Annotated in this window: 26 protein-coding genes and 1 tRNA gene; 15 read left to right on the top strand and 12 right to left on the bottom strand. The window is 72.3% G+C overall.

What is annotated here, in order from left to right:
* Nucleotides 1–39: 39 nt before the first annotated feature.
* From B9B60_RS13875 to B9B60_RS13840, 8 genes are all read left to right on the top strand, one after another.
* Nucleotides 40–2,154 carry a RecQ family ATP-dependent DNA helicase gene (locus B9B60_RS13875; protein WP_084452280.1) on the top strand — a complete coding sequence of 705 codons (2,115 nt, stop codon included), beginning with the start codon at nucleotides 40–42 and terminating at the stop codon, nucleotides 2,152–2,154.
* Between the two features lie 92 nt (nucleotides 2,155–2,246).
* Nucleotides 2,247–3,194, top strand: a complete 948-nt coding sequence (locus B9B60_RS13870) for an acyl-CoA thioesterase (RefSeq protein WP_084452278.1) — start codon at nucleotides 2,247–2,249, stop codon at nucleotides 3,192–3,194.
* Between the two features lie 121 nt (nucleotides 3,195–3,315).
* A complete protein-coding gene (locus tag B9B60_RS13865; RefSeq protein ID WP_084452381.1) occupies nucleotides 3,316–4,476 on the top strand; it encodes a ThiF family adenylyltransferase in 1,161 nt (386 codons plus the stop codon).
* Nucleotides 4,473–5,708: a molybdopterin molybdotransferase MoeA gene (locus B9B60_RS13860; RefSeq protein ID WP_084452276.1), complete on the top strand. Its 1,236-nt coding sequence runs from the start codon at nucleotides 4,473–4,475 to the stop codon at nucleotides 5,706–5,708. Before B9B60_RS13865 ends, B9B60_RS13860 begins: the two co-directional genes overlap by 4 nt.
* Nucleotides 5,709–6,188, top strand: a complete 480-nt coding sequence (moaC, locus tag B9B60_RS13855; protein WP_084452274.1) for a cyclic pyranopterin monophosphate synthase MoaC — start codon at nucleotides 5,709–5,711, stop codon at nucleotides 6,186–6,188.
* Nucleotides 6,185–6,847 carry a molybdenum cofactor guanylyltransferase gene (mobA, locus tag B9B60_RS13850; RefSeq protein ID WP_143445594.1) on the top strand — a complete coding sequence of 221 codons (663 nt, stop codon included), beginning with the start codon at nucleotides 6,185–6,187 and terminating at the stop codon, nucleotides 6,845–6,847. Before moaC ends, mobA begins: the two co-directional genes overlap by 4 nt.
* Nucleotides 6,844–7,134, top strand: coding sequence for a DUF6457 domain-containing protein (locus B9B60_RS13845; protein WP_084452272.1), 291 nt, complete (start codon nucleotides 6,844–6,846; stop codon nucleotides 7,132–7,134). Before mobA ends, B9B60_RS13845 begins: the two co-directional genes overlap by 4 nt.
* Complete coding sequence (locus B9B60_RS13840) at nucleotides 7,131–7,376, top strand: MoaD/ThiS family protein (protein WP_007925982.1); 246 nt, start codon at nucleotides 7,131–7,133, stop codon at nucleotides 7,374–7,376. Before B9B60_RS13845 ends, B9B60_RS13840 begins: the two co-directional genes overlap by 4 nt.
* Nucleotide 7,377: 1 nt before the next feature.
* Here the strand turns inward: B9B60_RS13840 and moaA are convergent, their stop codons facing one another.
* The 4 genes from moaA to B9B60_RS13820 all read right to left on the bottom strand — a co-directional run bounded on the left by moaA (nucleotide 7,378) and on the right by B9B60_RS13820 (nucleotide 10,653).
* Complete coding sequence (gene moaA / locus B9B60_RS13835; RefSeq protein WP_084452271.1) at nucleotides 7,378–8,376, bottom strand: GTP 3',8-cyclase MoaA; 999 nt, start codon at nucleotides 8,374–8,376, stop codon at nucleotides 7,378–7,380.
* Nucleotides 8,376–8,810, bottom strand: coding sequence for a molybdenum cofactor biosynthesis protein MoaE (locus B9B60_RS13830; RefSeq protein WP_084452269.1), 435 nt, complete (start codon nucleotides 8,808–8,810; stop codon nucleotides 8,376–8,378). The genes moaA and B9B60_RS13830 overlap by 1 nt, the downstream gene beginning before the upstream one ends.
* On the bottom strand, nucleotides 8,810–9,301 hold the full coding sequence (locus B9B60_RS13825) for a MogA/MoaB family molybdenum cofactor biosynthesis protein (protein ID WP_072625063.1): 492 nt from the start codon (nucleotides 9,299–9,301) through the stop codon (nucleotides 8,810–8,812). The genes B9B60_RS13830 and B9B60_RS13825 overlap by 1 nt, the downstream gene beginning before the upstream one ends.
* 197 nt (nucleotides 9,302–9,498) lie before the next feature.
* Nucleotides 9,499–10,653, bottom strand: a complete 1,155-nt coding sequence (locus B9B60_RS13820) for an acyl-CoA dehydrogenase family protein (RefSeq protein ID WP_084452267.1) — start codon at nucleotides 10,651–10,653, stop codon at nucleotides 9,499–9,501.
* 82 nt (nucleotides 10,654–10,735) lie between these two features.
* Here B9B60_RS13820 and B9B60_RS13815 point away from each other — a divergent pair, with 82 nt between their 5' ends.
* A complete protein-coding gene (locus B9B60_RS13815) occupies nucleotides 10,736–11,347 on the top strand; it encodes a TetR/AcrR family transcriptional regulator (protein WP_223277607.1) in 612 nt (203 codons plus the stop codon).
* 84 nt (nucleotides 11,348–11,431) lie between these two features.
* The gene (locus B9B60_RS13810) at nucleotides 11,432–12,496 is read left to right on the top strand and encodes an SGNH/GDSL hydrolase family protein (RefSeq protein WP_234993881.1); all 1,065 of its coding nucleotides are present in this window, start codon (nucleotides 11,432–11,434) and stop codon (nucleotides 12,494–12,496) included.
* Between the two features lie 31 nt (nucleotides 12,497–12,527).
* On the opposite strand, the gene B9B60_RS13805 is transcribed toward B9B60_RS13810, so the two are convergent.
* Complete coding sequence (locus B9B60_RS13805; RefSeq protein WP_072625067.1) at nucleotides 12,528–13,133, bottom strand: pentapeptide repeat-containing protein; 606 nt, start codon at nucleotides 13,131–13,133, stop codon at nucleotides 12,528–12,530.
* 92 nt (nucleotides 13,134–13,225) lie between these two features.
* Here B9B60_RS13805 and B9B60_RS13800 point away from each other — a divergent pair, with 92 nt between their 5' ends.
* On the top strand, nucleotides 13,226–14,383 hold the full coding sequence (locus tag B9B60_RS13800) for a macrolide family glycosyltransferase (RefSeq protein WP_234993880.1): 1,158 nt from the start codon (nucleotides 13,226–13,228) through the stop codon (nucleotides 14,381–14,383).
* A gap of 61 nt (nucleotides 14,384–14,444) precedes the next feature.
* On the opposite strand, the gene ettA is transcribed toward B9B60_RS13800, so the two are convergent.
* Together ettA and B9B60_RS13790 are read right to left on the bottom strand one after the other, a co-directional pair.
* Nucleotides 14,445–16,127, bottom strand: coding sequence for an energy-dependent translational throttle protein EttA (ettA, locus tag B9B60_RS13795; protein WP_084452263.1), 1,683 nt, complete (start codon nucleotides 16,125–16,127; stop codon nucleotides 14,445–14,447).
* Between the two features lie 67 nt (nucleotides 16,128–16,194).
* Nucleotides 16,195–16,734, bottom strand: a complete 540-nt coding sequence (locus tag B9B60_RS13790) for a single-stranded DNA-binding protein (RefSeq protein WP_072625070.1) — start codon at nucleotides 16,732–16,734, stop codon at nucleotides 16,195–16,197.
* A gap of 145 nt (nucleotides 16,735–16,879) precedes the next feature.
* Here B9B60_RS13790 and B9B60_RS13785 point away from each other — a divergent pair, with 145 nt between their 5' ends.
* Complete coding sequence (locus tag B9B60_RS13785; RefSeq protein ID WP_159451216.1) at nucleotides 16,880–17,512, top strand: maleylpyruvate isomerase family mycothiol-dependent enzyme; 633 nt, start codon at nucleotides 16,880–16,882, stop codon at nucleotides 17,510–17,512.
* A gap of 21 nt (nucleotides 17,513–17,533) precedes the next feature.
* On the opposite strand, the gene B9B60_RS13780 is transcribed toward B9B60_RS13785, so the two are convergent.
* Together B9B60_RS13780 and B9B60_RS13775 are read right to left on the bottom strand one after the other, a co-directional pair.
* On the bottom strand, nucleotides 17,534–19,186 hold the full coding sequence (locus tag B9B60_RS13780; protein WP_084452259.1) for a GTPase family protein: 1,653 nt from the start codon (nucleotides 19,184–19,186) through the stop codon (nucleotides 17,534–17,536).
* On the bottom strand, nucleotides 19,183–20,901 hold the full coding sequence (locus B9B60_RS13775; RefSeq protein WP_084452257.1) for a GTPase domain-containing protein: 1,719 nt from the start codon (nucleotides 20,899–20,901) through the stop codon (nucleotides 19,183–19,185). Before B9B60_RS13775 ends, B9B60_RS13780 begins: the two co-directional genes overlap by 4 nt.
* A gap of 128 nt (nucleotides 20,902–21,029) precedes the next feature.
* Here B9B60_RS13775 and B9B60_RS13770 point away from each other — a divergent pair, with 128 nt between their 5' ends.
* Nucleotides 21,030–21,731 (top strand): YwaF family protein, encoded by a 702-nt coding sequence (locus B9B60_RS13770; RefSeq protein WP_084452255.1) that lies wholly within the window; start codon nucleotides 21,030–21,032, stop codon nucleotides 21,729–21,731.
* Between the two features lie 42 nt (nucleotides 21,732–21,773).
* Here the strand turns inward: B9B60_RS13770 and B9B60_RS13765 are convergent.
* Nucleotides 21,774–21,847 (bottom strand) — tRNA-Arg (locus B9B60_RS13765).
* 78 nt (nucleotides 21,848–21,925) lie between these two features.
* Here B9B60_RS13765 and B9B60_RS13760 point away from each other — a divergent pair.
* Nucleotides 21,926–22,603 (top strand): 4'-phosphopantetheinyl transferase family protein, encoded by a 678-nt coding sequence (locus tag B9B60_RS13760; RefSeq protein ID WP_084452253.1) that lies wholly within the window; start codon nucleotides 21,926–21,928, stop codon nucleotides 22,601–22,603.
* A 43-nt stretch (nucleotides 22,604–22,646) separates the two neighbouring features.
* Here B9B60_RS13760 and B9B60_RS13755 read toward each other — a convergent pair whose 3' ends face one another.
* A complete protein-coding gene (locus tag B9B60_RS13755) occupies nucleotides 22,647–24,044 on the bottom strand; it encodes a PrsW family intramembrane metalloprotease (protein WP_223277610.1) in 1,398 nt (465 codons plus the stop codon).
* 295 nt (nucleotides 24,045–24,339) lie between these two features.
* Between B9B60_RS13755 and orn the strand changes: the two genes are divergently transcribed.
* Entirely contained in the window at nucleotides 24,340–24,969 is a 630-nt protein-coding gene (orn, locus tag B9B60_RS13750; protein WP_072625075.1) for an oligoribonuclease, read from the top strand.
* A gap of 9 nt (nucleotides 24,970–24,978) precedes the next feature.
* Here the strand turns inward: orn and B9B60_RS13745 are convergent, their stop codons facing one another.
* Nucleotides 24,979–25,935 carry a bile acid:sodium symporter family protein gene (locus B9B60_RS13745; RefSeq protein WP_084452251.1) on the bottom strand — a complete coding sequence of 319 codons (957 nt, stop codon included), beginning with the start codon at nucleotides 25,933–25,935 and terminating at the stop codon, nucleotides 24,979–24,981.
* Nucleotides 25,936–25,957 lie beyond the last annotated feature (22 nt).

The following is a 25,957-nucleotide window of genomic DNA, read 5'->3' as shown; positions in this document are numbered from 1 at the left end:
CCGGCTCGTGGTCGGTGGGCTGACCTACGGTTGACCACGATGACCACACAGACCAGCTCCCTCCACGACGACGCGACCGCTGTCCTGCGGCAGCTCGTCGGCCGCGACGACGTCACCTTCCGCGACGGACAGCTCGAGGCGATCGAGGCCCTCGTCGGGGGTGGGCGGCGGGTGCTCGTCGTCCAGCGCACCGGGTGGGGCAAGTCGGCCGTCTACTTCGTCGCCTCGCGCCTGCAGCGGGCGAAGGGAGCCGGCCCGGCACTCATCGTCTCGCCGCTGCTCGCGCTCATGCGCGACCAGATCGCCGCCGCCGAGCGGGCCGGCGTGCGCGCCGTGTCGATGAACTCGGCCAACGCCCAGGAGTGGGACGAGGTCCGGGGCCGGCTCGCCCGCGACGAGGTCGACGTCCTGCTCGTCAGCCCCGAGCGGCTCAACAACCCCCGGTTCCGCGCCGAGCAGCTGCCCGACCTCACCCGGCGGTGCGGTCTGCTCGTCGTCGACGAGGCGCACTGCGTCAGCGACTGGGGCCATGACTTCCGCCCCGACTACCGCCGGATCAAGGACCTGCTGGGCGAGCTCCCGCAGGGCACCCCGGTGCTCGCGACGACCGCGACGGCCAACGAGCGCGTCGTCCACGACGTCGCCGAGCAGCTGGCGGCCGGCACCGACGACGAGGTCCTCACCGTCCGTGGACCGCTCGCGCGCGACAGCCTTCGCCTGGCCGTCCTCCCGCGTGCCGGCACCGACCACCACCTCGCCTGGCTGACGACCCACCTGGGCGAGCTCGAGGGCAGCGGCATCATCTACACGCTCACCGTCAGTGCCGCCGAGGACGTCGCCGCCGCGCTGCAGGCGGCTGGCCACCGCGTTGCCGCCTACACCGGTCGGTCCGACGCGGAGGAGCGGGCGTCGATGGAGGAGGCGCTGCGGCACAACGAGGTCAAGGCACTCGTCGCGACGAGCGCCCTCGGCATGGGCTTCGACAAGCCCGACCTCGGCTTCGTCGTCCACCTCGGTGCACCGTCCTCGCCCGTCGCCTACTACCAGCAGGTCGGGCGCGCCGGGCGTGCCACCGAGCGCGCCGACGTCGTGCTGCTCCCCGGCCACGACGACGTCTCCATCTGGACCTACTTCGCCTCCTCCTCCATGCCCCGCGAGGACCAGGCCGCGGCCGTCATCACCGCGCTCGCCGAGGCCGGCCGTCCCCTGTCGACGGCCGCCCTCGAAACGATCGTCGACATCCGGCGCACGCGGCTGGAGCTGCTGCTCAAGGTGCTCGACGTCGACGGCGCGGTCGAGCGGGTGAGCGGTGGCTGGATCGGCACCGGCCAGCCGTGGGTCTACGACGCGGAGCGCTACGAGCGGGTCGCCGCCGCCCGTGAGGCCGAGCAGCAGCACATGCTCGACTACATCGACACCACCGGCTGCCGGATGGCCTTCCTCCAGCGCACCCTCGACGACGCGAGCGCACGGGACTGCGGCCGCTGCGACCGCTGCGCCGGCCCGTGGATCGACGCCGAGGTCGCCGACGACGCACTCGGTTCGGCCCGCTCCACGCTCGACCGGGCCGGTGTCGACCTCGACCCGCGCGCCCAGTGGCCGAGCGGCATGGACCGGCTCGGTGTCCCGGTCAAGGGCCGCATCCCCGCCGAGGAGGCGATGTCGGTCGGACGTGCCCTGGCCCGCGTCACCGACCTCGGCTGGGGCCCACGGGTGCGCGAGCTCCTCTCCGAGGACCAGCCGGTACCGGACCAGATGGTCCGCGCCGTCGTCCGGGTGCTCGCCGAGTGGGGGTGGCAGACCCGCCCCGCCGGCATCGTCGTCGTCCCCTCGCGGTCTCGCCCGACGCTCGTCACCTCGCTCGCCGATCAGCTCGGGCAGATCGGCCGGCTGCCGGTGCTGGGTGCGCTCACCCCCGTCGACGGCGGACCCGTGGGCGAGCCGGGCGGCAACTCCGCCTACCGCCTCGCCGGGGTGTGGGAGCGGCTGACCGTCGACCCCGAGCTCGCCCACCAGCTTCAGGGCCTCACCGGACCGGTCCTCCTCGTCGACGACGTCGTCCACTCCCGGTGGACGATGACCACGGCGGCTCGGGCCCTGCGTCGGGCCGGAGCACAGGAGGTCCTCCCCTTCGCCCTCGCCGTCGACGGGTGAGCCCGCGCGGTCCGCACGGCAGACCGATGCTGACCCCGGGCACCCCTCTCGCCTAGGCTCGGTCCGTTGACCACGTGACACCGAGGAGCACCATGGCCGCAGACTCCGTTGAGCAAGCACAGCGCATCAACCTGAGCACCGCTCTGGCGACGCTCGAGCTCCAGGAGGTCGGTCACGCGACCATCCGCGTCGAGGGGGCCGACGGGGTGGGCGAGCTCGGCGCGAGCTCCGCCGACGTCTTCGAGGGCGAGAGCATCGCCATGCCGCACGGGCGGGTCTTCGGCGGACAGGTGCTCGCGCAGGCGCTCATGGCGGCCGGGCGCACCGTCCTCCCCGAGATGCCGCACCGGATGCCGCACTCCCTGCACGCCTACTTCATGCGTCCCGGGGACTCCGACCTGCCCATCCGCTTCGCCGTCGAGCGGATGCGCGACGGCCGCTCCTTCTCGACCCGACGCGTCCACGCGCTGCAGCACGGACGCCCGATCCTGTCGATGACCGCGTCCTTCCAGGACCCCTCCGACGGCCTCGACCACCAGGTCGCCGCCCCCGATGTGCCCTCCCCCGACGACCTCGAGTCCATCGGCGACAGCTACGGCGTCATCGACCACCCGCGCGCCAAGTACGTCGCCACCCGGCCCGTCGACCACCGTTACGTCGACGGCGACATCATGATGGCGCCGGCCCCCGAGCAGGACGGTCACCAGCGGGTGTGGTTCCGGACCATCGCCCAGCTCCCCCACGACCAGCTGACCCGCTGTGCCGTCCTCGCCTTCGCCTCGGACTACACGCCGATCGACAGCATGCTGCGGGCCCACGGCCTGACCTGGTCCGAGCCCGGGCTGACGCCGGCGACCATCGACCACACCATCTGGTTCCACCGCCCCGTCGACCCGGGTGCCTGGCTGCTCTACGACCAGGAGTCGCCCTCGACCCGCTCCGGTCGCGGGCTGATGGTCGGCAAGGTCTTCACCGAGGAGGGTGTCCTCGTCGCGACCATCGCCCAGGAGGCCATGGTGCGGATCAAGCCCGTGGCCTGAGCGGGGGTCTCATGACGAGCACCCCGCCGCACGGCCAGCACCCCGCCACGACGTCCAGACGGGCGCACGGCGCGACGAGACCGGGCAGCGACCCGCAGCAGTGGTGAACTACGGTCAGGACATGAGCCTCCCACCGCTCGTTGCCCCCGGACCGGCGCTGACCGGGGAGCAGGTGAGCCGTTACTCGCGCCACCTGCTCATGCCGACCATCGGCGAAGGGGGTCAACGTCGCCTCGTCGCCGCCCGTGTGGCGGTCATCGGGGCCGGTGGTCTCGGCTCCCCCTCGCTGCTCTACCTGGCCGCGGCCGGCGTCGGTCGGATCACCGTCGTCGACGACGACGTCGTCGACGAGACCAACCTGCAGCGGCAGGTCATCCACTCGAGCGCGGACGTGGGTCGGCCCAAGATCGACAGCGCCCTCGAGCGGTTGCGGGCTCTCAACCCCGAGGTCGAGATCGTCGGGGTCACCGACCACCTCACTGCCGACAATGCCGCCGCGTTGCTCGTCGACCACGACGTCGTGCTCGACGGCAGCGACAACTTCGAGACCCGCTACGCGGTGGCCGACGCCTGCGACGAGCTCGGTGTCCCTCTCGTCTGGGCAGCCGTCTACCGCACCGAGGCCCATCTCACCGTCTTCTGGACCGCGGCGCCGGAGGGCCACCCCGCCCCGGGGCTGCGCGACCTCTTCCCACGGCCGCCGGCCCCCGGATCGGTGCCCGCCTGCGGTGACGCCGGCGTCGTCGGACCACTCGTCGGCCAGGTCGGCTCGATGATGGCGACCGAGGCGATCAAGCTCATCACCGGTGTCGGTGCGCCCCTCGTCGGCCGGTTGCTCTTCATCGACGTGCTCGCCGCCACCCAGCGCGAGCTGCCCCTCGTCGCACGCGGGCCACGCACCCGCCCCCCGGCGGTCCTGCCCACCCCGGTCGCGGACACCGACCCCGCCGGTGCCACGCTCGTCTCCCCAGCCGACCTGGCCGACCAGCTCGCCGGGGCGCACGCCCCCTTCGTCCTCGACGTGCGAGACGCCTACGAGCTGGCGTCCGGCAGCGTCCCGGGCGCCGTGCACATCCCCGTGCCGACCCTCACGGGTGACCCGGCCTCCAGCGACGCGCTGCCGACCGACCGCGACATCGTCCTCGTGTGCCACTCCGGGGCGCGGGCCCGACTCGCGGCGACCACGCTGCGTGCCCGCGGCTTCGAGCAGCTGCACGTCCTCGACGGCGGCATGCTCGCCTGGCCCGACCCGGTCCCGCTCGCTGAGGAGTCCCCCGCATGACCAGCCCCACCGCCCGCGCCCTGCTGACCGTCGACGAGTACCGCGAGGAGCTGCTCACCGACCTGCTCGCCGGCAGCGGGCCACTCACGGACACCGAGCAGGTCCCACTGGCACAAGCCCTGGGCCGGGTCCTCGCCGAGCCGGTGCGGGCCCGCGGTGATGTGCCCGCCTTCGCCAACTCGGGCATGGACGGCTACGCCGTGCGGCACGCCGACCTCACCGCTGGGCCGGGCACGCTGCGCGTCGTCGGAGCGGTCGCCGCCGGGTCCTCGCTCGACCCCGCCCTCGCCGCCGGCGAGTGCGTGCGCATCATGACCGGCGCGCCGGTGCCCACGGCCGCCGACACGATCGTCCCGGTCGAGCTCACCGACGGCGGGCACGAAATCGTGACCATCACCGGGACCGTCGAGCCCGGACAGCACCTGCGCGGCGCCGGTGAGGACGTGCGGGCCAATGACGTCGTCACCGACGCCGGGGTGACGATCACCGCACGCGTGCTCGGCACGCTCGCAGCCGCGGGCACCGCCACCGTCTCCGTGCGACGCCGCCCGGTCGTCGCCGTCGCGGCCACCGGTGACGAGCTCGTCGCCCCCGGTGGGGCCCTGGAGCGGGGCCAGATCTTCGAGTCCAACGGCACCCACCTCGCCGCCACCCTCACCGAGCTCGGGGTCGAGGTGCGCGGACCCGTCGTCCTCGGGGACGAGCGCGCGGCCTTCACCTCGGGCCTCGACGATCTCGCACGGTGCAGCGACCTGATCATCCTCACCGGCGGGGTGAGCGTGGGCGACTTCGACGTCTCCCGCATCGTCCTGCAGGACTCCGCCGACGGGGTCTTCCGCCACGTGCGCATGCAACCCGGCAAGCCGCAGGGCTGGGCCCGGTGGCACGGCGTGCCCGTGCTGGCCTTCCCCGGCAACCCGGTGAGCACGGCGATCTCCTTCGAGGTCTTCGGCCGGCCCGTCGTCGACCGCCTGCTGGGCCGCGAGGCACCCGGCGGTGCGACGCTCGCGGTCGCCGGTACCGGCTGGCGCTCCCCCCAGGGACGCCGGCAGTTCGTTCCCGTGCGCCTCACGAGCGATGACCGGGGACGCCTCGTCGCCACCCCGGCCCACCGGCGGGGATCCGCCTCGCACATGGCCACCTCGGTCGGCGGCGCCCACGCGCTGGCCGTCGTCGACGAGGAGACCGACACCGTCGAGCCCGGCGACCTCGTCGGGGTCAGGAGCCTGTAGATGGACCACCCGCTGACCCACCTCGACACCGCGGGCCACGCCCGCATGGTCGATGTCACCGACAAGCAGCCGACGATCCGATCGGCCACCGCCGCAGGCCTCGTGGTGACCTCCGCCGAGACCGTCGCGCTCCTGCGGGACGGTACCGTGCCGAAGGGGGACGTCCTCGCCGTCGCACGCATCGCCGGGATCCAGGCGGCGAAGAAGACGCCCGAACTGCTGCCGCTGGCCCACGTCATCGGCGTGCACGGTGCCGTCGTCGACCTGACGATCACCGACACGGGTGTCGACATCACCGCGACGGTGCGCACCGCGGACCGCACCGGTGTCGAGATGGAGGCCCTGACGAGCGTCAGCGTCGCAGCCCTCGCCGTCGTCGACATGGTCAAGGGGCGCGACCGCAGCGCCCACATCACCGACATCCGTCTGCTGGAGAAGACCGGCGGCCGCAGCGGCGCCTGGACCCGGGAGGACTCATGAACGACCCCGCCCCCTTCGACGCCGTCATCCTCGCCGGTGGCACGGGTTCACGCCTCGGCGGTGCGAGCAAGGCCGACCTCGAGCTCGACGGCCAGCGCCTGCTCGACCGCGTGATCGTCGCCGTGGCCGATGCCGAGGCGATCGCCGTCGTCGGTGACGTCGCGGTCCCCGACGGCGTCCACCGCACCCTCGAGGACCCACCTCGGGGCGGGCCGGTGGCCGGGCTCGCCGCCGGGCTGTCCGAGCTCGACGCCGCCGGCTCGAGCGCCGAGTGGACCCTGCTCGCCTCGTGCGACCTCGCCAACCCTCTCCCGGCACTCGGGCGGCTGCTGGCGGCCTGGTCCTTCGCGGTCCGCAGCGAGGAGGTCACGACCGACGAGCACGACGGCTGGTGCCTGGCCGAGGCGGACGACCGCCCCCAGTGGCTGCTCGGCATCCACCGCACGAGCACGCTGCGCCGGGCTCTCGAGCGGCTCGGGTCGCCGCGTGACCGGTCGCTGCGTGAGCTCTTCGCGGAGTCGACACTCGTCACCCTGCCGGCGAGCCGTGACGACGTCGCCGACATCGACACCTGGGCCGAGCTGGCCCGGTGGGCCGAGCGACTGGAGCATCCGCAGGACGCCCCGTCGGAGTCCGCGCAGCAGGAGGAGGAGCGATGAGCCCCCGGACCGACGACCAGCAGGCGCAGGAGCGCTGGGCCGACTGGATCGAGCGGGCCTGTGCCGCACTGGGACTCGACCCCGAGGCCGTCGACGTGCGCAGCATCCTCGACACGACCAGGACGATCGCCCACGGCGTCGAGCGCCCGATGGCGCCGGTCGGTGCCTACATCCTCGGGCTGGCCGTGGGCCGTCTCCAGGAGCAGGGCCGACCGGTCGACCTGGAGTCCCTACGATCGCACCTCGAGTCGACGCTGCCCCCGGCGTCGAGGACGGAGCAGGCATGAGCAGCACGACGATCCGGTACTTCGCCGGCGCCGCCGAGGCGGCCGGCACCGACGAGGAGCAGCTCGACGGCGCCACCGTCGGCGAGGTGCTCGCGGCTGCCCGTCGGGCGCACGGGGACCGGCTGAGCGAGGTCCTCGAGCGGTGCTCCGTGCTGCACGCCGGCCGCTACGTCGACGACGACTCCACACCGGTCACCGCCGGAGCGACGATCGACGTGCTGCCCCCCTTCGCCGGGGGGTGAGTCACCCGCCGATCGCGCTCATCGGACGCGGCGGTTGGAGGAAGCCGTGCTCGTTGATCCCGTGGCCGGGCAGCTTGAGGGCCAAGCACTCGTGCACGAGAGCATGGATCTCCTCCTCCGTCGCGCCGGAGCGCAGCGGCCCGCGCAGGTCCGTCTCGCCGTTGGCGAAGAGGCAGTTGCGCAGCTGGCCGTCGGCCGTGAGGCGCAGCCGGTCGCACGACCCGCAGAAGGGCATCGTCACCGAGGCGACGACACCCACCGTCGCCGGGCCGCCGTCGATGAGGAAGCGCTCGGCCGGTGCGGCACCTCGCCCGGGGAGCTCCTCGAGGTCGAGCTCGGCACGCAGCGACGCGAGGATCTCGTGCCCGGTGATCATCTCCGTGCGCTCCCAGCTGTGCTGGGCGTCCAACGGCATCTGCTCGATGAAGCGCAGCTCGTAGCCGCGCTCGACCGCCCACCGGGTGAGGTCGACGACCTCGTCGTCGTTGATGCCGCGCTGGAGCACCGAGTTGACCTTGACCGGTTGCAGCCCGGCCTCGTGGGCGGCCGCCATGCCGGCGACGACGTCGTCGAAGCGGTCACGACGCGTGATCTCGTGGAAACGCTCCGGGTGCAGCGTGTCGAGGCTGACGTTGACCCGGGCCAGGCCGGCCTCCTTGAGTGCCGGCGCGATCTTGGCCAGGCCCAGGCCATTGGTCGTCATCGACACCTCGGGACGGCCCTGCGGGCCCTCCATCGCCGCGATGCCCGCGACGATCTCGACGACGTCGGGGCGCACGAGCGGCTCGCCACCGGTGAGACGCACCTCGGTGATGCCTGCCGTGACCGCCGCCTCGACGAGGGTGAGCAGCTCGGGGGTCGTGAGCAGCTCGTCCTTGGGCAGCCAGGGCAGGCCCTCGGCCGGCATGCAGTAGGTGCAGCGCAGGTTGCACTTGTCGGTCAGCGAGACCCGCAGGTCGCGGTGGACGCGACCGTGGGGATCGATCAGGGGGCGAGTCATCAGCAGCTCAGCCCCGACCATGCGTGCGAGCCGTCGGCCTCGAACTGCTGCTTCCACACCGGCAGCTCGTGCTTGACCGCCTCGACGACGGCGCGGCAGAGGGTGAAGGCGAGATCCCGGTGGGCGCTGCCCACGGTGACGACGAGCGCGAGGTCACCGACGTCGAGGTCACCGATGCGGTGCATCGCCGCCACGTCGGCCTCGCCCGCCGGGTCGTGCTCGGCGACGGTCCGCGCGACGATCTGCTCGATGAGGGCGGGCGCGTCGGGGTGACAGGTGTAGCGCAGGGCGACGACCCGGCCACTCGCCTCGGGGTCGTGGTCGCGCACCTGCCCGACGAAGCTCGCGACGGCTCCGTGGGTCGGCCCGCTCACGCTCGCGAGCATGTCCGTCAGGTCGATCGGGTCGGTGGCGATCCACGCGGTGTGTGCCATCAGTGGTCACCTCCAGCGATCTGGTCGAGGACGTGCTCGACGAGGGGCAGGAGCACGTCCAGGCCCTCACGGACCCCCTTGGGGCTGCCGGGGAGATTGACGACGAGGGCACCCGGGTGGTCCGGCGAGGCGTCCACGACACCGACCAGGCCACGGGAGATCGCGGCGAAGGGGGTGTGCCGCGAGCCCTCGGCACGCAGCAGCTCGGCGAGACCGGGGACCTCGCGGTCCAGGACCGGTGCCGTGCCCTCCGGCGTCCGGTCGGTGGGCGTCACGCCGGTACCACCGCTCGTGATGACCAGGCGGTACCCCGCCGCGATGGAGGCGCGCAGGACGGACTCGACCTCGTCCGCGCCGTCCGGGACGACGCTCGTCGTCGTCTCGAGGCCGGCCGCCTCCAGGAGCTCGACCGCGGTGCGACCCGACAGGTCCTCCCGCTCGCCGGCGCTCACCCGGTTCGAGACCGTGATGACGTGCGCTGTGGTGCTCACCGGGCTCCCTTCGCCTTGCTGGTCTCCCAGTGTCTCAAATCACGCAGGGAAGACGAAGGCAGGCCCACCCCGTCTCACGGGGTGGGCCTGCCGTGCGGCGCTAGCCCGGTGTCACAGGCCCACTCTTGGGGCCCGCTCCGCCGACTCCGCGCAGCCGCAGGCTCCTTCGTCGCCCACGACCTCGCATGCGTCTGGCGTCACAGGCCCAGGTCGCGGCCGATGAGCTCCTTCATGATCTCGTTGGTGCCCGCCCAGATCTTGTTGATCCGGGCATCGCGCCAGGCGCGGGCCACGCGGTACTCGTTCATGTAGCCGTAGCCGCCGTGCAGCTGCACGCACTCGTCCAGGACCTTGCTCTGGGTCTCGGCGGCCCACCACTTCGCCTTGGCGGCGTCGACGGCGGAGAGCTTGCCCTCGGCGTGCGCCGCGACGCAGTCGTCGACGTAGGCCTGGGCGACCTCGATGCTCGTGACGAGCTCGGCGATCTTGAACTTGTTGTGCTGGAAGGAGCCGATCGGCTGACCGAAGGCCTTGCGCTCCTTGGTGTACTCGATCGTCTCGCCGAGGATCTGGGCGGCGTGCGCGACGCAGCCGACGGCATTGCCGAGACGCTCCTGCGGGAGCTTCTGCATCATCGAGATGAAGCCCATGCCCTCGGGGCCGAGGAGACGGTCCGCGGGGACGCGCACGTTGTCGAAGAAGAGCTCGGAGGTGTCGGACTCGGGCTGGCCGACCTTGTCGAGGGGCTTGCCCTTGGTGAAGCCCTCGTCCTCCTTCTCGAGGACGAAGAGCGAGATGCCCTTGGGGCCCTTGCTCGGGTCGGTGCGGATCGCGACCACCGCGAGGTCGCACTGGTGACCGTTGGTGATGAAGGTCTTGGAGCCGTTGATGATCCAGTCGCCGGAACCGTCGTCGGCCTTGACCGCGGTGGACTTCAGGGCGGCGAGGTCCGAGCCACCGTTGGGCTCGGTCATGCCGATGGACAGGATCTTCTCGCCGGTGGCGACCTGCGGGAGCCAGCGCTGCTTCTGCTCCTCGGTCCCGAGGGCGACGATGTAGGGCGCGGTGATGTCGGCGTGGATGCCGAAGCAGGAGGAGACCGCGACGTTGAACTTCGCCAGCTCCTCGGCGAGGACCGCGTTGAAGCGGTAGTCGTCGATGCCCGCCCCGCCGAACTCCTCGGGGATGGTCAGACCGAAGAAGCCCTGCTTGCCGGCCTCGAGCCACACCTCACGCGGGATGGAGTGCTCGGCGATCATCGACTCGGCGCGCGGGACGAGGGTGCGGTCGACGAACTCCTTGACGGAGCTGCGGAAGGCCTCGTGGTCCTCGTCGTAGATGTTGCGGGGCATGTGTCCACCTCTTCTGGGACGTGACGTGCAGAACGGACTAAGCGCTTGCTTAGTCTCGCCTCCGGCGGGCATGCTGTCAACCGTGACGACGCCGACACCCTCCCTGCCCGAGCACAGCAACCCGACGGTCGTGCGCCTCTTCGAGGCGGCCGCGGATGCCTTTGCCGACAAGGGATTCCACGCGACCACCACGCGCGACATCGCCTCCCGCGCGGGGCTGTCGCCAGCCGGCGTCTACGTCCACTTCACGAGCAAGGAGGACCTGCTCTTCCAGCTCAGCCGGGTCGGCCACGAGGCAGCCCGCGACGACCTGGCCGCCGCGGCGGCAGCGGCCGACTCGCCGCCCCATGCCCTCGCCGAGGTCATCTCGGCCTTCGCCCGCTGGCACGCCGAGCAGCACCAGGTCGCGCGGATCGTGCAGTACGAGTTCCGCCACCTCTCCCCCGACCACCAGCGCGAGGTGCTCACCCTGCGTCGCGAGATCGACGGCGTCGTCGAGCGGATCATCGCCGAGGGCGTCGCCTCCAGTGACTTCCACGTCACCGACACCCGGGCCACCGCACTGGCCGCGCTCTCCCTCGTCGTCGACGTCGCCCGCTGGTACCACCCGGGCATCAAGCGCACCACGCCCGAGCAGATCGGTCGCACCTACGCGACCCTCGCGCTGCGTCTCGTCGGGGCGCGCGAGGACTGAGCAGGCGTCCGGACTCGGTCAGGAGTCCATCCGGACTTCGTCAGGTCGGCGGGCACCCCCCTTCGGTGCGCCCTAGCGTGCGACGTGAGCCACACCACATCGCCCCCCGAGCAGCCCGGCATGCACGTGTCCCGTCCGCTCGCCACCACGGCCATCGCCCTGACCATCGCCGCACTGTCGGCACCGGCCTCCGCACAGGCCGCTCCGGGCGACGAGTACGTCGCCCTCGGCGACTCCTACTCCTCGGGCACGGGGACCCGTCAGTACCTCGACGACGGCACCTCGTGCCTGCGCTCGACGCTCGCCTACCCCTCGCTCACGGCGGCGGCCGGTGGGCTGGACCTCGACCTGCGCGCCTGCTCCGGCGCCACGACCGCCGATGTCACCGCGACGCAGCTGGCGGCGCTCAGCACCTCGACGGACCGGGTGAGCATCTCGGTCGGCGGCAACGATGCGGGCTTCGCCCACGTGCTCACCGAGTGCGCGATGCCCGGCTGGGCCAGTGACTGCAATGGCGCGATCGACAACGCCGAGACCTTCATCGACGGCACCCTCCCGGGGCGGCTGGGGACGCTCTACGGCTCGATCCGCAGCAAGGCGCCCAACGCCGGGGTCGTGGTCGTCGGCTACCCGCGGGTCTTCATGGGCGAGGACTGCAATGCCCTCACGTGGTTCAGCCCCGAGGAGCAGACCCGGCTCAACGCCACCGCCGACCTGCTCAACTCCCGGCTGCGCTCGGCCGCGCAGTCCGCGGGCTTCACCTTCGTCAACCCGACCTCTGCCTTCACCGGTCACGCGGTCTGCGACGACCCCGAGTGGCTCAACGGGCTGTCCGACCCGATTGTCGAGAGCTACCACCCCAATGTCGCCGGTCACCGCGACGGCTACACCCCGCTCGTCTCGTCCTCGATCAGCGGGTCCGCGGTCGCGGTCACCCAGGAGGTCGAGCGGCGGGCGGAGGCCGGCGGGGACGCGCAGGCCACGCGCCAGCGCGCACGGGCCGACCTCGACTCCACGATCAAGCCCAAGACGGTGCGGCTGCCTGACCTCGACTCTCCGCGGGTGCGCCGCGCCGCCGCGAGGGCCGGGGTGGACCTGGAATCCCCGGCGAGCATCACCGCCGCAGATCGGGTCTGGTCGGCCCGTTAGGCGGCCGAGCACCGCTGAGCCAGCCCCGGCCTCAGCCGACGACGACGCCGAAGGGGGCGAGGAGACCGAGCGCGCCGACCGCGTCGACCCGCAGCCCGGCAACCCGCGCATCGCCCACGTCGATCACGTAGTCGCGGGCGGTGCGCAGGTCGGCTTCGCGCAGGTCGGCCCGCACGAAGCGGGCCCCCGCCAGCGAGCAGTCGTCGAGGACGGCCTCGCGCAGGACGGCCTCGTCGAAGTCGGCGTCGGTGAGCACGCACCGCTCGAAGCGCGCGCCGCTCAGGTCGAGCCCGCCGAAGCTGCCCATGGCCAGCTGGCACTCGACCCAGGTCGACGGGTCCGGAGCCAGGACCGGGGCCCGCTGCATCGACCACGAGGTCGCGAGCGCCTTGCACCCGGTGAAGGTGCAGCCGTCGACGACCGCGTCGGGCAGGCGCACGCGCGAGAGGTCGACCCGCTCGAGGGCGCAGCCCTCCAGTCGGACGCCGGCGAGCGTGGCTCCGGCCAGCTGGGCGTCGCGCAGGGTGCACCCGACCAGCTCGACCCCCGAGAGGACCTCGCCCTCCCCCATCGACCCGGTGAGGACCTCGTCGACGATGCTCGTGCGTCCGTCGACCTGCTCGGCGAGTGTGGGCATGACGGCACGCTACCGACGTGGGGCGACAGCGAGACCCGACCCAGCCCGAAACTCGCTGGCGTCGCGCCCGTCCCCGGGGCGACCATCGGGGCATGGCCCACATCGCGATGTTCGGCGTCGACGCCGTCAGCCACACCCTGCCCAGCCTGGAGATCCTGCGCGAGCTCGTTGCCCGCGGGCACCGGGTGAGCGTCGTCAACGACCCGCACCAGCGCGAGCTGGTCGAGGACACGGGGGCGCAGCTCGTGCCGTGCACCTCGACCCTGCCCGAGGGCGACTGGCCGGACGACCCGATCGCCGCCATGCGGATCTTCCTCGAGGACGCCGTGCAGGGTCTGGAGCAGGTCCGCGAGCACTTCACCGCCGACCCCGCCGACCTCTACCTCGCCGACATCGGTGGCTACGGAGGGCGCGTGCTCGCCGAGGCGCAGGGGGCTCCCTTCGTCCAGCTGTCACCGACCTATGTCGCCTGGGAGGGCTACGCGCAGGAGGTCGGCGACCAGATCATGGCGCTGCCCGGCGCCGCGGAGTACCGGGCGGACTTCGCCGCCTGGCTCGAGAGGTCGGGGGCCACGACGCACGACCCGGACGCCTTCGCCGGCACCCCTCCCCGGGCGCTGGCCCTGGTCCCCCGGGCGATGCAACCACACGCCGACCGGGTCGACGAGCGGCGGATCTCCTTCGTCGGTCCCTGCATCGGCGAGCGCGCCGACCAGGGGTCGTGGCAGCGCCCGGACGGCGCCGAGGTCGTCGTGCTCGTCTCGCTCGGCTCCAGCTACACCGATCAGCCGGACTTCTACCGGGAGTGCGTGGCCGCCTTCGGCGGTCGCCCCGGCTGGCACCTCGTGCTGCAGGTCGGGCGACGGGTCGACATCGACGTGCTGGGTGCGCTCCCCGACGGCGTCGAGGTCCACCGGTGGGTGCCCCAGCTGGCGATCCTGCGCGAGGCCGACCTCTTCGTCACCCATGCCGGGATGGGCGGCTCCGGTGAGGGCCTGCTCACCGCGACCCCGATGATCGCCGTCCCGCAGGACGTCGACCAGTTCGCCAATGCCGACACCCTCGTCGGGCTCGGCGTGGCGCGGCGGATCGACACCGCCGACGCGACGGCCGAGGCCCTGCGTACCGCGGGCGACGAGCTCCTCGCGGACCGCGACGTCGCCGCTCGGCTGGCCGAGCTGGCACACCAGACACGGGCCGAGGGGGGCACCTCACGGGCGGCCGACCTCGTCGAGGCCGAGCTGCGGTAGCCCAACGCGACGGGCGCCCGCCCCCGGCAGGGGTGAGCGCCCGTCGTCGTGCGGCGAGACCTCAGTCGCGGGTCAGGCGGCGGTGCGTCACGCGGTGCGGACGCGCCGCCTCCTCGCCGAGGCGCTCGATCTTGTTGGCCTCGTAGCCCTCGAAGTTGCCCTCGAACCAGTACCAGCTCGCCGGGTTCTCCTCGGTGCCCTCGTAGGCGAGGATGTGCGTCGCGACGCGGTCGAGGAACCACCGGTCGTGGGAGATGACCACGGCACAGCCCGGGAAGTCGAGCAGCGCATTTTCGAGCGAACCCAGGGTCTCGACGTCGAGGTCGTTGGTCGGCTCGTCGAGGAGCAGGACGTTGCCGCCCTGCTTGAGCGTCAGCGCCAGGTTGAGACGGTTGCGCTCACCACCGGAGAGCACGCCCGACTTCTTCTGCTGGTCCGGACCCTTGAAGCCGAACTGGCTGACGTAGGCACGCGAGGGGATCTCGACCTGGCCGACCTGGATGTGGTCGAGCCCGTCGGAGACGACCTCCCAGACGTTCTTCTCCGGGTCGATGCCGCCGCGGTTCTGGTCGACGTAGGAGAGCTTGACCGTGTCGCCGATGTCGACGACGCCCGCGTCCGGCTCCTCGATGCCGACGATGGTCTTGAAGAGCGTGGTCTTGCCGACGCCGTTGGGACCGATGATGCCGACGATGCCGTTGCGCGGCAGGGAGAAGGACAGGTCCTCGATGAGCACGCGGTCGTCGAAGCCCTTCTTCAGGCCCTTGACCTCGATGACCTTGCTGCCCAGGCGCGGGCCCGGCGGGATCTGGATCTCCTCGAAGTCGAGCTTGCGGGTCCGGTCGGCCTCGGCCGCCATCTCCTCGTAGCGCTCGAGACGCGCCTTGTTCTTCGTCTGGCGGGCCTTGGGGTTGGAACGCACCCACTCGAGCTCGTTCTTCAGCCGCTTGGCGAGTTTGGCGTCCTTCTTGCCCTGGATCTGCAGGCGCTCCTGCTTCTTCTCCAGGTAGGTCGAGTAGTTGCCCTCGTAGGGGTAGAGCCGGCCGCGGTCGACCTCGGCGATCCACTGCGCGACGTTGTCCATGAAGTAGCGGTCGTGCGTCACGGCGACGACGGCGCCCGGGTAGGACGCGAGGTGCTGCTCGAGCCAGAGCACGGACTCGGCGTCGAGGTGGTTGGTCGGCTCGTCGAGCAGGAGCAGGTCGGGCTTCTGCAGGAGCAGCTTGCACAGCGCGACGCGGCGGCGCTCACCACCGGAGAGCACGGTGACGTCGGCGTCCGGCGGCGGGCAGCGCAGCGCGTCCATCGCCTGCTCGAGCTGGGAGTCGAGGTCCCAGGCGTCGGCGTGGTCGATGTCCTCCTGGAGCTTGCCCATCTCGTCCATGAGCGCGTCGAAGTCGGCGTCGGGCTCGGTCATCAGCTCGGAGATCTCGTTGTAGCGGTCGAGCTTGGTCTTGATCTCGCCCGCGCCCTCCTCGACATTGCCCAGGACGGTCTTGTCCTCGTTGAGCGGCGGCTCCTGCAGCAGGATGCCCACGGTCGCGCCCGGCTTGAGCTGCGCCTCGCCGTTGCTCGGCTGGTCGAGCCCGGCCATGATCTTGAGAATGGTCGACTTTCCGGCCCCGTTGGGCCCGACCATCCCGATCTTGGCTCCGGGGAAGAAGGACATCGAGACGTCATCGAGGATGACCTTCTCGTTGTGCGCCTTGCGCGCACGGACCATGGTGTAGATGTAGTCGGCCATGGGGGCAGGCTATCCACTCCTGCCCCCTCGCCCGAATCCTCCCCGGCTCCGCGCCCCGACCGACCGGTCAGGCCGGCACGGCGACGGGCGTGTCCTCCCCTTCGCCCTCGCCGGCGGAGGTCTCACCGTCCGGCGTGGTCGACGGTGCCGGGCCGCCCCACGCAGGGCCCTCGCCCTGCTCGTAGCGCTCGGTCATCCGGTCCAGGCCGTGCGCGCCGGCCTCCTGCGCGAGGCTGTCGACGACACCCCGGGCGGCCTTGGCGTACTCGGTGGTGCCGAAGGTCAGGTCGTGCCCGACGCTCACCGCCTCGATGTCGGCCGAGCTGCCCCAGGAGTCGTCGGCCCGCTGCCACGAGTTGATGGTCAACCGACCGTGGACGACGACGGGGTCGCCCTTGCGCAGCGAGCCGTGCGAGTTCATCCCCAGCGAGCGGAAGGCCGCGACGTTGTAGAAGCTCGTCGACACGTCGACGAAGACCCCCTCGCGGTTGCGCCGACGCACCGTCGAGGCGATGCGGAAGGTCGTGAAGGTCCGCCCCTGACCGGTCTCCCGGTGCTCCGGGTCGGCGACGACTCGGCCGGCGACGGTGATCTCGACTTCGTTCATGATCTGTCCTCTCTCCCCACCCACCGCGGTCGGCGGGTCCGTGCACCCAGACTCACCGAGACGAAGGGGGCGCGGCCTCGCGCGACGCAGGTTGTGGACGACCGGGATCTACCGCTCAGGACTGGGGACGAGGAAGATCGTGGGCATGGACCGGACCCGCCTCTGGGCGCTCATCCACGAGGAGCGAGCGGCGATGGCCGCCACCCTCGAGAGCCTGACCCCCGAGGAGTGGGAGCACCCGTCGCTGTGCGCGGGCTGGAGCGTCAAGGACGTCGCCGCCCACGTCATCTCCAACCCGCAGATCGGCTGGGCGCAGCTGCCCGGGATGCTCGGGCGCAACCTCGGTCGTGGCTACAACTCGATGATCCGGCGCGAGGTCCAGCGCCTCGGTGCGACGCGCACGCCCGAGCAGGTGCTCGCCGACTTCGCCACCTACGCCGACTCGACCCGGCACGTCCCCGTGACGACGGCCGTCGAGCCGCTGGTGGACGCGCTCGTGCACCACCAGGACGTGCTGCATCCGCTGGGGCGCTCGCACGACCCCGACCCCGAGGCCGCCGCCGTCGCCGCTGACCGGTGCCGTCTGCTCAGCTCGCTCCTCGGCGGATGGCGACTCGTGCGCGGCGTGCACATGGTCGCCACAGACGTCGACTGGGTCCGCGGTGACGGGCCAGAGCTGACCGGTCCGGTCCTCGAGCTGCTCATGGTCTGCGCCGGCCGGGCCCGCGCCGCCCACGGGCTCACCGGTGAGGGCACAGCCCTGCTCCCGTCGGGCTGAGCCCCACGGCGCCGGGTGTCCTCACCCCAGGGCGCGCTCGATGCCCGCGCGGGTCCGGTCGTGCTGGGAGAGCACCTGCTCGACCGGCTCGACGACGCGGGCATCGCCTACCTCGCCGATCGCCCGACGCAACCGCTTGTCGACCGTCGCGGCCCGCTTGCGGGCACCGATCGCGGCCAGCCAGCGCGCGATCGCCGCGAGCAGCAGTCCGGCGAGCAGACCGCCGACGAGCAGCAGGAAGGGCATCGCGAAGGGTCCGATGTCGGCGGTCGGGACGTCGGGTAGCTGCAGCCACCCCGCGAGCGCGATGACGACGAGCCACACGAGCCCGGCCAGCGCCGCGAGCGCGAGCACGACCTGCAGCGGGCCGAGGACCGCCCACCAGAGCGGCTTGCGACCCCGCAGCGAGGTGCGCAGCACCGCCTGGTCGAGCTCGTCGGCGAGGTCGGCGTCGGCAGGGCGCGCAGCGTCGGCGACCGCGTCGGCCCACCGCGTCGGCAGCCCCTCGCCGGCACTGGTACCGATGCGCCGGGCGGCGAGGTCGACCGCGGCTCGGGCCGCCGGCGCCGGCGACGGAATCGAGGAACGACCGAGCACGGCACGTACGTCCTGCTCGGTGATGTCCGGTGACCCCGCGACATCGCGGTCGAGCCGCAGCCGCTTGAGCGGTGCCGGGCGGACGGCGCGCACCCAGCGGGTGAAGGGCCACCCGGTGCGGGCCCACGACTCCATCCGGAAGTCGCGGGCGACGGCGTCGACGACGGTCGGGACCCCGGCGCTGCGGGCGAGCGCGTCGACGAGCTCGTCGCGGGCGCGGTCGGGCACCCCGGCGCCGCTCTCCCCCACCGAGTCGAGCAGGCCGCCGGCCGCGGTGCGCAGGTCGGCGCCCAGCCGGTGGCGGGCGGCGTCGGAGTGCTCGACGGCGTCGTGCAGCCGTGAGCGAAGTGCGTCGAGGCCGACCCCGGTGCGGGTCGAGGTGCCGATGACCTCGTGCTGCTGGAGCCCGTCACGCTCGAGCAGGCGCGCCAGGTCGGCGGCGATCTGCTCCTCGCCACCGGGCGGCAGCCGGTCGACCTGGTTGAGCACGACGATCGTCACGGCCCCGTAGTCGCGCAGCACGGCGACGTAGTCGTCGTGGAGCACCGCATCGGCGTACTTCTGCGGGTCGGTCACCCACACGAAGACGTCGACGAGCTCGAGGATCCGCTGAGCCTCCTCGCGGTGAGCCGACTCGCGCGAGTCGAAGTCGGGGAGGTCCACCAGGACCAGACCGTCGAGGTCGCCGGGCTCAGTCACCTGGTGTCGGGTGCCCACGGAGAGCCAGTCGAGCAGCGCTCCCGCCGGCTCGGTCCCCCACACCGCGGCGGTCGGCGTCGACGTCGTGGGACGCCGCTGCCCGACCCGGGCGATGTCCGCCCCGACGAGGGCATTGAAGAGCGAGGACTTGCCCGACCCGGTCGCCCCGGCGAGCGCGACGACGGTGTGACCGCCGACGAGAGAATTGCGCTCGCGCACCTTGTCGACGACGGCCGTCGCCCGGTGCGCCGCCCCACGCTCCAACCGCTCGCCGCCCGTCTCGACGGCGCCGGCCAAGGCATCGGCGCGGGCGCTCAGCTCGTCGACCGTCAGGGCCTGCGGGGTGTCACCACGGCGAAGTGGGTTGCGCGGGCTCATCGGGTCTCCTCCCCGACCGCGGCAGCCGCCTGCTCGAGCCGGCGGATCTGGGCCTCGCTGACGCTGAGGTCACCGACCACCGCGGTGTAGCGGTCGCGCTCGGCGGCGTAGAGCTCGACGACCCGGTCGAGGAGCAGCTGGCGCGCCTTGCGGGCCATGTCGCGCACGGCCTGGTCACCGAAGATCGCCTCGAGGACCTTTTGTGCGAGGGCGGTCGTGCCGCCGGCGATGGCCACCTCGGGGGCGACGAGCACGCCGCCGGTGTGGGCGAAGGAGACGAGCATGAGGAACAGGCCGATGCCGTTGACCCCGTAGGCCGCGATGCGGGCATTGGTGCGGCGGTTGCCGCCCTCGGCCCGCACGATGTCGAGGACGTCGCCCTGCCAGTCACGCACGAGCCGCTCGACGTCGCTCTCGAGGCCGCGCGACGAGTGGCCGAGCTCGGGGTGGTCGTCGAGGACGACGGGGCCGGCCTCGGTGCCACGCCAGGTCCGGGCGATGGTCGCCGCGGCGGTGTCGGCCTCGGCGAGGATCAGGGCGCTGACCCCGGTGTGCAGGGCCTGGTCGAGCTCGGCGGCCGGTGGCGGCCCGCCGGAGACGGCCGAGGTGACCCGGTCGCGCAGGCGTGAGACGCCCTTCTCGACCTTGCGGAAGAACTCGCCCGTCCCGACGAACTCCTGCCACCGGGCGAGCACCTCGCCGCGCAGCAGCTGGCCGTCCTGCATGCCGTCGCTCACGCCCTGCTCGGCGGTGTCGTAGGCGTCGTAGGCGACCTGGGTCAGCGAGGTGGTCTGCTCGCGCTGGGACCGCGCCGCGTCGATGACCGCGGCCGCCCGCCCGTCGAGCGAGCGCAGGGCCCCCTGCAGGGTCTGCCGGATGACGATCGTGCGGGCCCGCTGGTCGCCGGCCAGGGCGGTGAGCCAGCCGCGCACGCGCTCGATGTCGGGCTCGGGGATCAGGCCCTGCGGATCCAGCTCGGTCTCGGGCACCGCGAAGACCGGCGCCGTCTCGAGCCCCTGCTCGCGCAGCATCTCGATGAGGTGGGAGCGCACGTCGGTCATCGCGGGACGGTCGACGCGGTCGAGGACGATCGCGACGGCGGTCCCCCGGTCGGAGGCCTGCCGCAGCAGCTGCCACGGGATCGCGTCGGCGTAGCGCGCGGCCGTCGTGACGAAGAGCCACAGGTCGGCAGCGGACAGCAGCTGCGCCGCCAGCTCGCGGTTGGCCGAGACGACCGAGTCGATGTCGGGTGCGTCGAGGATCGCCATGCCCGGCGGCAGCGTCGTCGACGGGGTGAGCCGGACGGTGCCGGGCTGCGGCTCGGCGTCGCCCCCGGTGACCCGGGCGAGCGAAGGGAGGACCCGCGCGTCGCGGAACCACCGCTCGTCGTCGGGGTGGTGGATGAGCACGGGACTCGTCGTCGTCGGGCGCAGCACGCCCGAACGGCTCACCTCACGGCGCAGGATGGAGTTGACGAGGGTGGACTTGCCCGACCCCGTCGACCCACCGACGACGGCGAGCAGCGGGGCGTCCATCGACTGGAGTCTGGGGATCACGTAGTCGTCGAGCTGGTCGAGCAGCGCCTGCCGCTCGGACTGCGCCTGCCGGGTGCTCGGCAGATCGAGCGTCAGCCGGCTTCGTTCGACCTCGTCACGCAGCGCCGTCACCCGGGTCAGGAGGCTGCTGTCGTCCTGTCCCCTCGGCATCTCACCCATGCGGCACACCCTATCCAGCGAAGGGGGTCGGCTCGACGTGGACGCGCACCCGTGCGCGCGTCGGGCCCGGACCGATGATGGGGCGAGGTACTCACCCCCTTCGCCCCTCGCCGCGGGAGGATCGGGCCATGACCGGTGCGGACCGCTTCGAGGCGATGGGCACCTCCCACCTGTCGATGATCGGGATCTGCCTCGTGGGGCTCCCGCTGATGGTGCTGCTGGGTCGCCTCGCCCGTGCGCACCCCCAGCCGGTCGCCCGAGGATTCGCGCTCGTCCTCGTCGCGGCGGTGCTGCCGCTGCAGGTCCTCGACCACCTGCCGGGCAACTTCCAGCTCGGGGTCAGCCTGCCGCTGCAGCTGTGCGACCTGGCGGCGCTCGTCGCCGTCATCGCCCTGTGGACCCGCAACCACACCGCGATCTGCGTGACCTACCTGTGGGGACTGCTCCTCACGCCGCAGGCACTCGTCACCCCGGCGCTGGCCGCCGACTTCCCCGACCCGCGGTTCGTCGTCTTCTGGGCCATGCACATCCTCGTCGTCTGGGCCGCCGTCTTCCTCACCTTCGGGCTGGGTCACCGGCCGGACTGGTCGGGCTACCGCCGCACGGTGGCGCTCACCGCGACCTGGATGCTCGTGCTCTACCCGCTCAACCTGCTGCTCGGCACCAACTACGGCTTCGTCAACGGCAAGCCGGGCACGGGGTCGCTGCTCGACCTCCTCGGCCCGTGGCCGGTCTACCTCGCCGTGGAGGTCGTCATCGTCGCCCTCGTGTGGGCCCTGATGACCTGGCCGTGGACCCGCCGCCCGGCACCGGTGACGACGACCGACTGACGGCGGCAGCGGCGTCGACGAGATCGGCGCCGAGGAGGTCGGCGCCCCCGGCAGGACTCGAACCTGCGACCTAGGGATTAGAAGGCCCTTGCTCTGTCCAGCTGAGCTACGGAGGCATGCCCGGGTGAACGGACGTGTCCACGACCCGGGCGGCTTCAGTGTAATGAGCGGGACGACCTGCCATCATCGGCACCATGTCCGTCCGGATCGTGGTGCGCGAGAGGGGAGTCACCGACTCCCCCGACGACTTGGCGATCCTCGACGACGGCGAGCGGGCGCGGGCCGGGCGCAAGCGTGAGGCGCCCCCCTTCGTCACGGGTCATGCCCTCGTGCGCCGGGTGCTCGGCGAGCTCCTCGACCGCGACCCCGCCGGCTTGGCCTTCGCCCGCCGCTGCACCACCTGCGGCAGCGAGCAGCACGGCAAGCCGAGCCTGCGCGACGTCCCCGGCTGGCACTTCTCACTCTCCTACACCGGTGCGAGCGCGATCGTCGCCGTCGCCGAGGGAGTCGAGGTCGGGGTCGACATCGAGGACCTCACCGACGCCGACTTCGAGGGCTTCGCCGCGGCGACCCTGGCCCGCGACGAGGTCGCCGGCTTCGACGGACTCGACGGGCACGACCTGCTCGTCGCCCGTGCCCGGGTGTGGGCGCGCAAGGAGGCCGTGCTCAAGGCCACCGGTCGCGGCCTGGTCGTCGACCCCTCCGAGGTGCTCGTGTCCGGTCCGCGCGACCCGGCACGGCTCGTCGACTGGCGCGCCGACGAGCCCGGCCCCCCGATGATCGCCCTCGCCGACGTCGACCCGACGACGCCCGACCACCGGGCGGCCGTTGCGGCTCTCACCGGGGACGACCTGCGGGTCGAGGCGGTCTGACCCGCCCCGACCCGCAGCGGCCGAGCTGCTCCCGCTGACGCGGTCAGGCTCCGGCGAACTCCCGTCGCCGGGCCGTCATCGAGTCCAGGAGCACCCGCTCCTTGTGCAGCGACTCGTGGTCCGCCTCGTGGCGCAACGTCCGGAAGCGCAGCAGCGCGAGCTCGGAGGCGGTGTCCTGGAAGGAGCGCATCGACTGCACGGCACTGCTGCCACCACGTGCCCGGGCCCAGCGGCGGGCCACCCGCCGTTCCTTCATCGACGCGAGCATCGAGACCTCGTCGCGCGAGATCCACCCGGAGTCGGCGTAGGGCAGCAGGTGCTGACCGATGACCTTGCCCTCACGCTGGCGGGTCCACACGACGAAGGCCACGAAGACGACGAAGACCACGAAGCCGAAGGAGAGGTTGACGACGAGCCCGGTGACGCCGGCGGAGGCGCCGAGGTTCCACAGGCCGTGGAGCAGCACCGCCGCGCACCACCCGACGAAGGGAGCGATGATCTTCACCGGGGTCTGGCGCGACAGCGAGGCCATGCCGACCCCGATGCCCGTCATGGCGGTGAACATCGGGTGGCAGAAGGGGCTGACGAGCCCGCGGAGGGCGAAGGTGCCGAGCAGTGCCTCGGTGCCGCCCTGGTCGAGGGCCCGCCCGAGGTAGAGGATGTTCTCGGTGAAGGCGAAGCCCGCGGCGACGATGCCGGCGTAGACGATGCCGTCGGTCAGGCCGTTGAACTCCTTGCGCATGAACCACCACATGACGAGCAGGAAGAGCCCCTTGAAGGTCTCCTCCGTGAGCGGTGCGATGAAGACCGCGCTCAGCACGTTGGCGGACTCCGCGTCGGTGTAGCCCATCAGGACGAACCCACCGAGGGAGTTGAGGACGAGCGCCGCGAGGGTCGACCCGAAGGCGCCGTAGAGGAAGGCCGTGGCGAGGTAACGCCACGGCTCGGCCTCGAAGCGGTCGAGCCACAGGAAGAGGGGCAGCACGAAGACGAGGGGGATGAGGGCGAAGAGCAGGCCGACCAGGGTCGCCAGCACGCCCGACTCCGCCCCGATGATCAGTGCCATGAGCCCGGCACCGATGAGGGAGAGCACGATGACGATCCCGCTGAGGATCCACGTGCGCAGCCTCGGCCGGGGCGTCGGATTGGCCTGTGCCTGCGCCGTGACGTAGTGGGCCGAGTAGCTCTGCTGCTGCAGCCAGGCCGCCTGCTGTGCCTGCTGGTAGGCGAGCGCGGCCTGGGCCTGCTGATGCGCGCCACCCGGGTGGGCGTAGGCCTGCTGGGCCTGCTGCTGCGCCTGGGCCTGCTGGGCCAGACGCTGCTGCTCCTCGTAGGCACGCTGCTGCTCGAGCACCTCGGCCCGGGAGTCGGTCCGAGCCTCCTCCTCGGCCAGCAGCACCGACCGGGTCGCCGTGCGGTACCACTCGGGCTCGTCCGGCACCGTACGTCGCAGCAGCCGCCGGCTGAGGGTGTCCTCGGACGGTTGGGACGGTGGCGCGGGCTGGCCCGGAGGCGGCGGGGGCTGCTGCCCGGTCGGAGACGGCGGGGGCTGCTGACCCACGGGCGGCGGTGGCGGCGTCGCCGTCCGGGGGGCGGCGGCCGGAGGGGGCGGCGGAGGCCCGGCGGGAGCCGGAGGCTGCCCGGAGGGCGGAGGAGGTGGCGTCGTCATGGCTTACACGCTAGTGCGCCAACTCCCTTGCGTCGGTGGGGAGGACTACCCACGTGCCCCGGTGGATATGGTGGCGGACGTGACTTCATCGACTTCGAACTCGTCCGAGCGCATCGTGTGGATCGACTGCGAGATGACCGGGCTCTCCCTCGAGCACGACGCCCTCATCGAGGTCGCGGCGCTGATCACCGACTACGAGCTCAACCAGCTCGACGAGGGCATCGACATCGTCATCCGCCCGCCGGAGGCCGCGCTGACGCAGATGAACGACTTCGTCCGGGAGATGCACACGACCTCGGGACTGCTCGACGTCCTGGCCGAGGGGACCACCCTGGCCGAGGCGGAGGAGGCGGTCCTGGCGCACATCCGTCAGGTCGTCCCCGACGCGGGCAAGGCGCCCCTGGGAGGCAACAGCGTCGCCACCGACCGGGCCTTCCTCGTGCGTGACATGCCCGGTCTCGAGGCGCACCTGCACTACCGGATGATCGACGTCTCCTCGATCAAGGAGCTCTCCCGACGGTGGTACCCGCGGGCCTACTTCGCCGCCCCGGACAAGAACGGTGGCCACCGCGCCCTCGCCGACATCACCGAGTCGATCGCCGAGCTGCGCTACTACCGCGAGGCGGTCTTCCGTCCGCAGCCGGGGCTGGAGACCGCGGAGCTCAAGGAGATCGCCGCGCGCCACCAGGTGGGCTGACGGGCGGTCCTACGACCGCCGGTCGCGGCGCCGGCACCAGGCGGCGAAGAGGGCGCCCGAGACGTTGTGCCAGACGGAGAAGACGGCACCCGGCAGGGCCGAGAGCGGGTCCATGTACTGCGCCGCCAGGCCGGCGGCGAGTCCGGAGTTCTGCATGCCGACCTCGATGCCCGTGGTGCGACGGGCCGCGACGGGCAGCCGCGCCAGCGTGGCAGCGCCGTAGCCCAGCGCCATGCCGAGCAGGTTGTGTGCGATGACCGCCACGAGGACGAGGGCACCGGCCGAGAGCATGGCGTCGGCGCTGCCCGAGACGACGATCGCGACGATGATCGAGATCGCGGCCACCGACAGCCACGGCAGGACCGGCAGCAGGGCCTCGGCGAGCGGCGCGAGCAGCAGGCGCACGATGATCCCGGCGATGAGGGGCAGCAGGACGATCGTCACGATGGTGCGGGCCATCCCCGCACCGTCGAGCGGCATGTAGCGCCCGGCCAGCCACAGCGTGAGCAGCGGCGTGAGGAGCGGGGCGAGGAGCGTCGAGACCGAGGTCATCGCCACGGACAGAGCCACGTCACCACGCGCCAGATAGGACACGACGTTGGAGGCGGTGCCGCCCGGGGCGCACCCGACGAGGATCACGCCCGCGGCCAGCTCGGAGGGCAGGCCCAGCAGACTCACCACGAGCACCGCGCACAACGGCATCATGACGTACTGGGCGATCACCCCGAGGACGACCGGCAGCGGACGTCGCACGACGAGCGCGAAGTCGGCCGGCCGCAGGGTCAGACCCATCGTGAACATCACGAGCCCGAGCAGCGGGTTGACGAAGGGGGCCGCCCCGGAGACGGTGTCAGCGGCCAGGTAGCCGATCACTCCCCCGGCGACGATAAGCAGGGGGAAGACCAGGACGGCGATGTAGCCGCTGCGCTCCTCGGTGGCCGTGGCGACGGCAGGCTGCGAACTCACGGTCGGTCGCCGTACACACGCG

Source organism: Janibacter indicus (genome assembly GCF_900176385.1).
Lineage (GTDB): Bacteria > Actinomycetota > Actinomycetes > Actinomycetales > Dermatophilaceae > Janibacter > Janibacter indicus.
The sequence above is the reverse complement of the archived record's forward strand: the minus strand, read 5'-3'. Positions and strand labels throughout refer to the sequence as shown.

Bases quoted from the DNA above. Each gene is read 5' to 3' on its own strand.
- B9B60_RS13875 (WP_084452280.1), top strand. From the start codon at position 40: ATGACCACACAGACCAGCTCCCTCCACGACGACGCGACCGCTGTCCTG.
- B9B60_RS13870 (WP_084452278.1), top strand. From the start codon at position 2,247: ATGGCCGCAGACTCCGTTGAGCAAGCACAGCGCATCAACCTGAGCACC.
- B9B60_RS13865 (WP_084452381.1), top strand. From the start codon at position 3,316: ATGAGCCTCCCACCGCTCGTTGCCCCCGGACCGGCGCTGACCGGGGAG.
- B9B60_RS13860 (WP_084452276.1), top strand. From the start codon at position 4,473: ATGACCAGCCCCACCGCCCGCGCCCTGCTGACCGTCGACGAGTACCGC.
- moaC (WP_084452274.1), top strand. From the start codon at position 5,709: ATGGACCACCCGCTGACCCACCTCGACACCGCGGGCCACGCCCGCATG.
- mobA (WP_143445594.1), top strand. From the start codon at position 6,185: ATGAACGACCCCGCCCCCTTCGACGCCGTCATCCTCGCCGGTGGCACG.
- B9B60_RS13845 (WP_084452272.1), top strand. From the start codon at position 6,844: ATGAGCCCCCGGACCGACGACCAGCAGGCGCAGGAGCGCTGGGCCGAC.
- B9B60_RS13840 (WP_007925982.1), top strand. From the start codon at position 7,131: ATGAGCAGCACGACGATCCGGTACTTCGCCGGCGCCGCCGAGGCGGCC.
- moaA (WP_084452271.1), bottom strand. From the start codon at position 8,376: ATGACTCGCCCCCTGATCGATCCCCACGGTCGCGTCCACCGCGACCTG.
- B9B60_RS13830 (WP_084452269.1), bottom strand. From the start codon at position 8,810: ATGGCACACACCGCGTGGATCGCCACCGACCCGATCGACCTGACGGAC.
- B9B60_RS13820 (WP_084452267.1), bottom strand. From the start codon at position 10,653: ATGCCCCGCAACATCTACGACGAGGACCACGAGGCCTTCCGCAGCTCC.
- B9B60_RS13805 (WP_072625067.1), bottom strand. From the start codon at position 13,133: ATGCCCACACTCGCCGAGCAGGTCGACGGACGCACGAGCATCGTCGAC.
- B9B60_RS13800 (WP_234993880.1), top strand. From the start codon at position 13,226: ATGGCCCACATCGCGATGTTCGGCGTCGACGCCGTCAGCCACACCCTG.
- ettA (WP_084452263.1), bottom strand. From the start codon at position 16,127: ATGGCCGACTACATCTACACCATGGTCCGTGCGCGCAAGGCGCACAAC.
- B9B60_RS13790 (WP_072625070.1), bottom strand. From the start codon at position 16,734: ATGAACGAAGTCGAGATCACCGTCGCCGGCCGAGTCGTCGCCGACCCG.
- B9B60_RS13785 (WP_159451216.1), top strand. From the start codon at position 16,880: ATGGACCGGACCCGCCTCTGGGCGCTCATCCACGAGGAGCGAGCGGCG.
- B9B60_RS13780 (WP_084452259.1), bottom strand. From the start codon at position 19,186: ATGAGCCCGCGCAACCCACTTCGCCGTGGTGACACCCCGCAGGCCCTG.
- B9B60_RS13775 (WP_084452257.1), bottom strand. From the start codon at position 20,901: ATGGGTGAGATGCCGAGGGGACAGGACGACAGCAGCCTCCTGACCCGG.
- B9B60_RS13770 (WP_084452255.1), top strand. From the start codon at position 21,030: ATGACCGGTGCGGACCGCTTCGAGGCGATGGGCACCTCCCACCTGTCG.
- B9B60_RS13760 (WP_084452253.1), top strand. From the start codon at position 21,926: ATGTCCGTCCGGATCGTGGTGCGCGAGAGGGGAGTCACCGACTCCCCC.
- orn (WP_072625075.1), top strand. From the start codon at position 24,340: ATGGTGGCGGACGTGACTTCATCGACTTCGAACTCGTCCGAGCGCATC.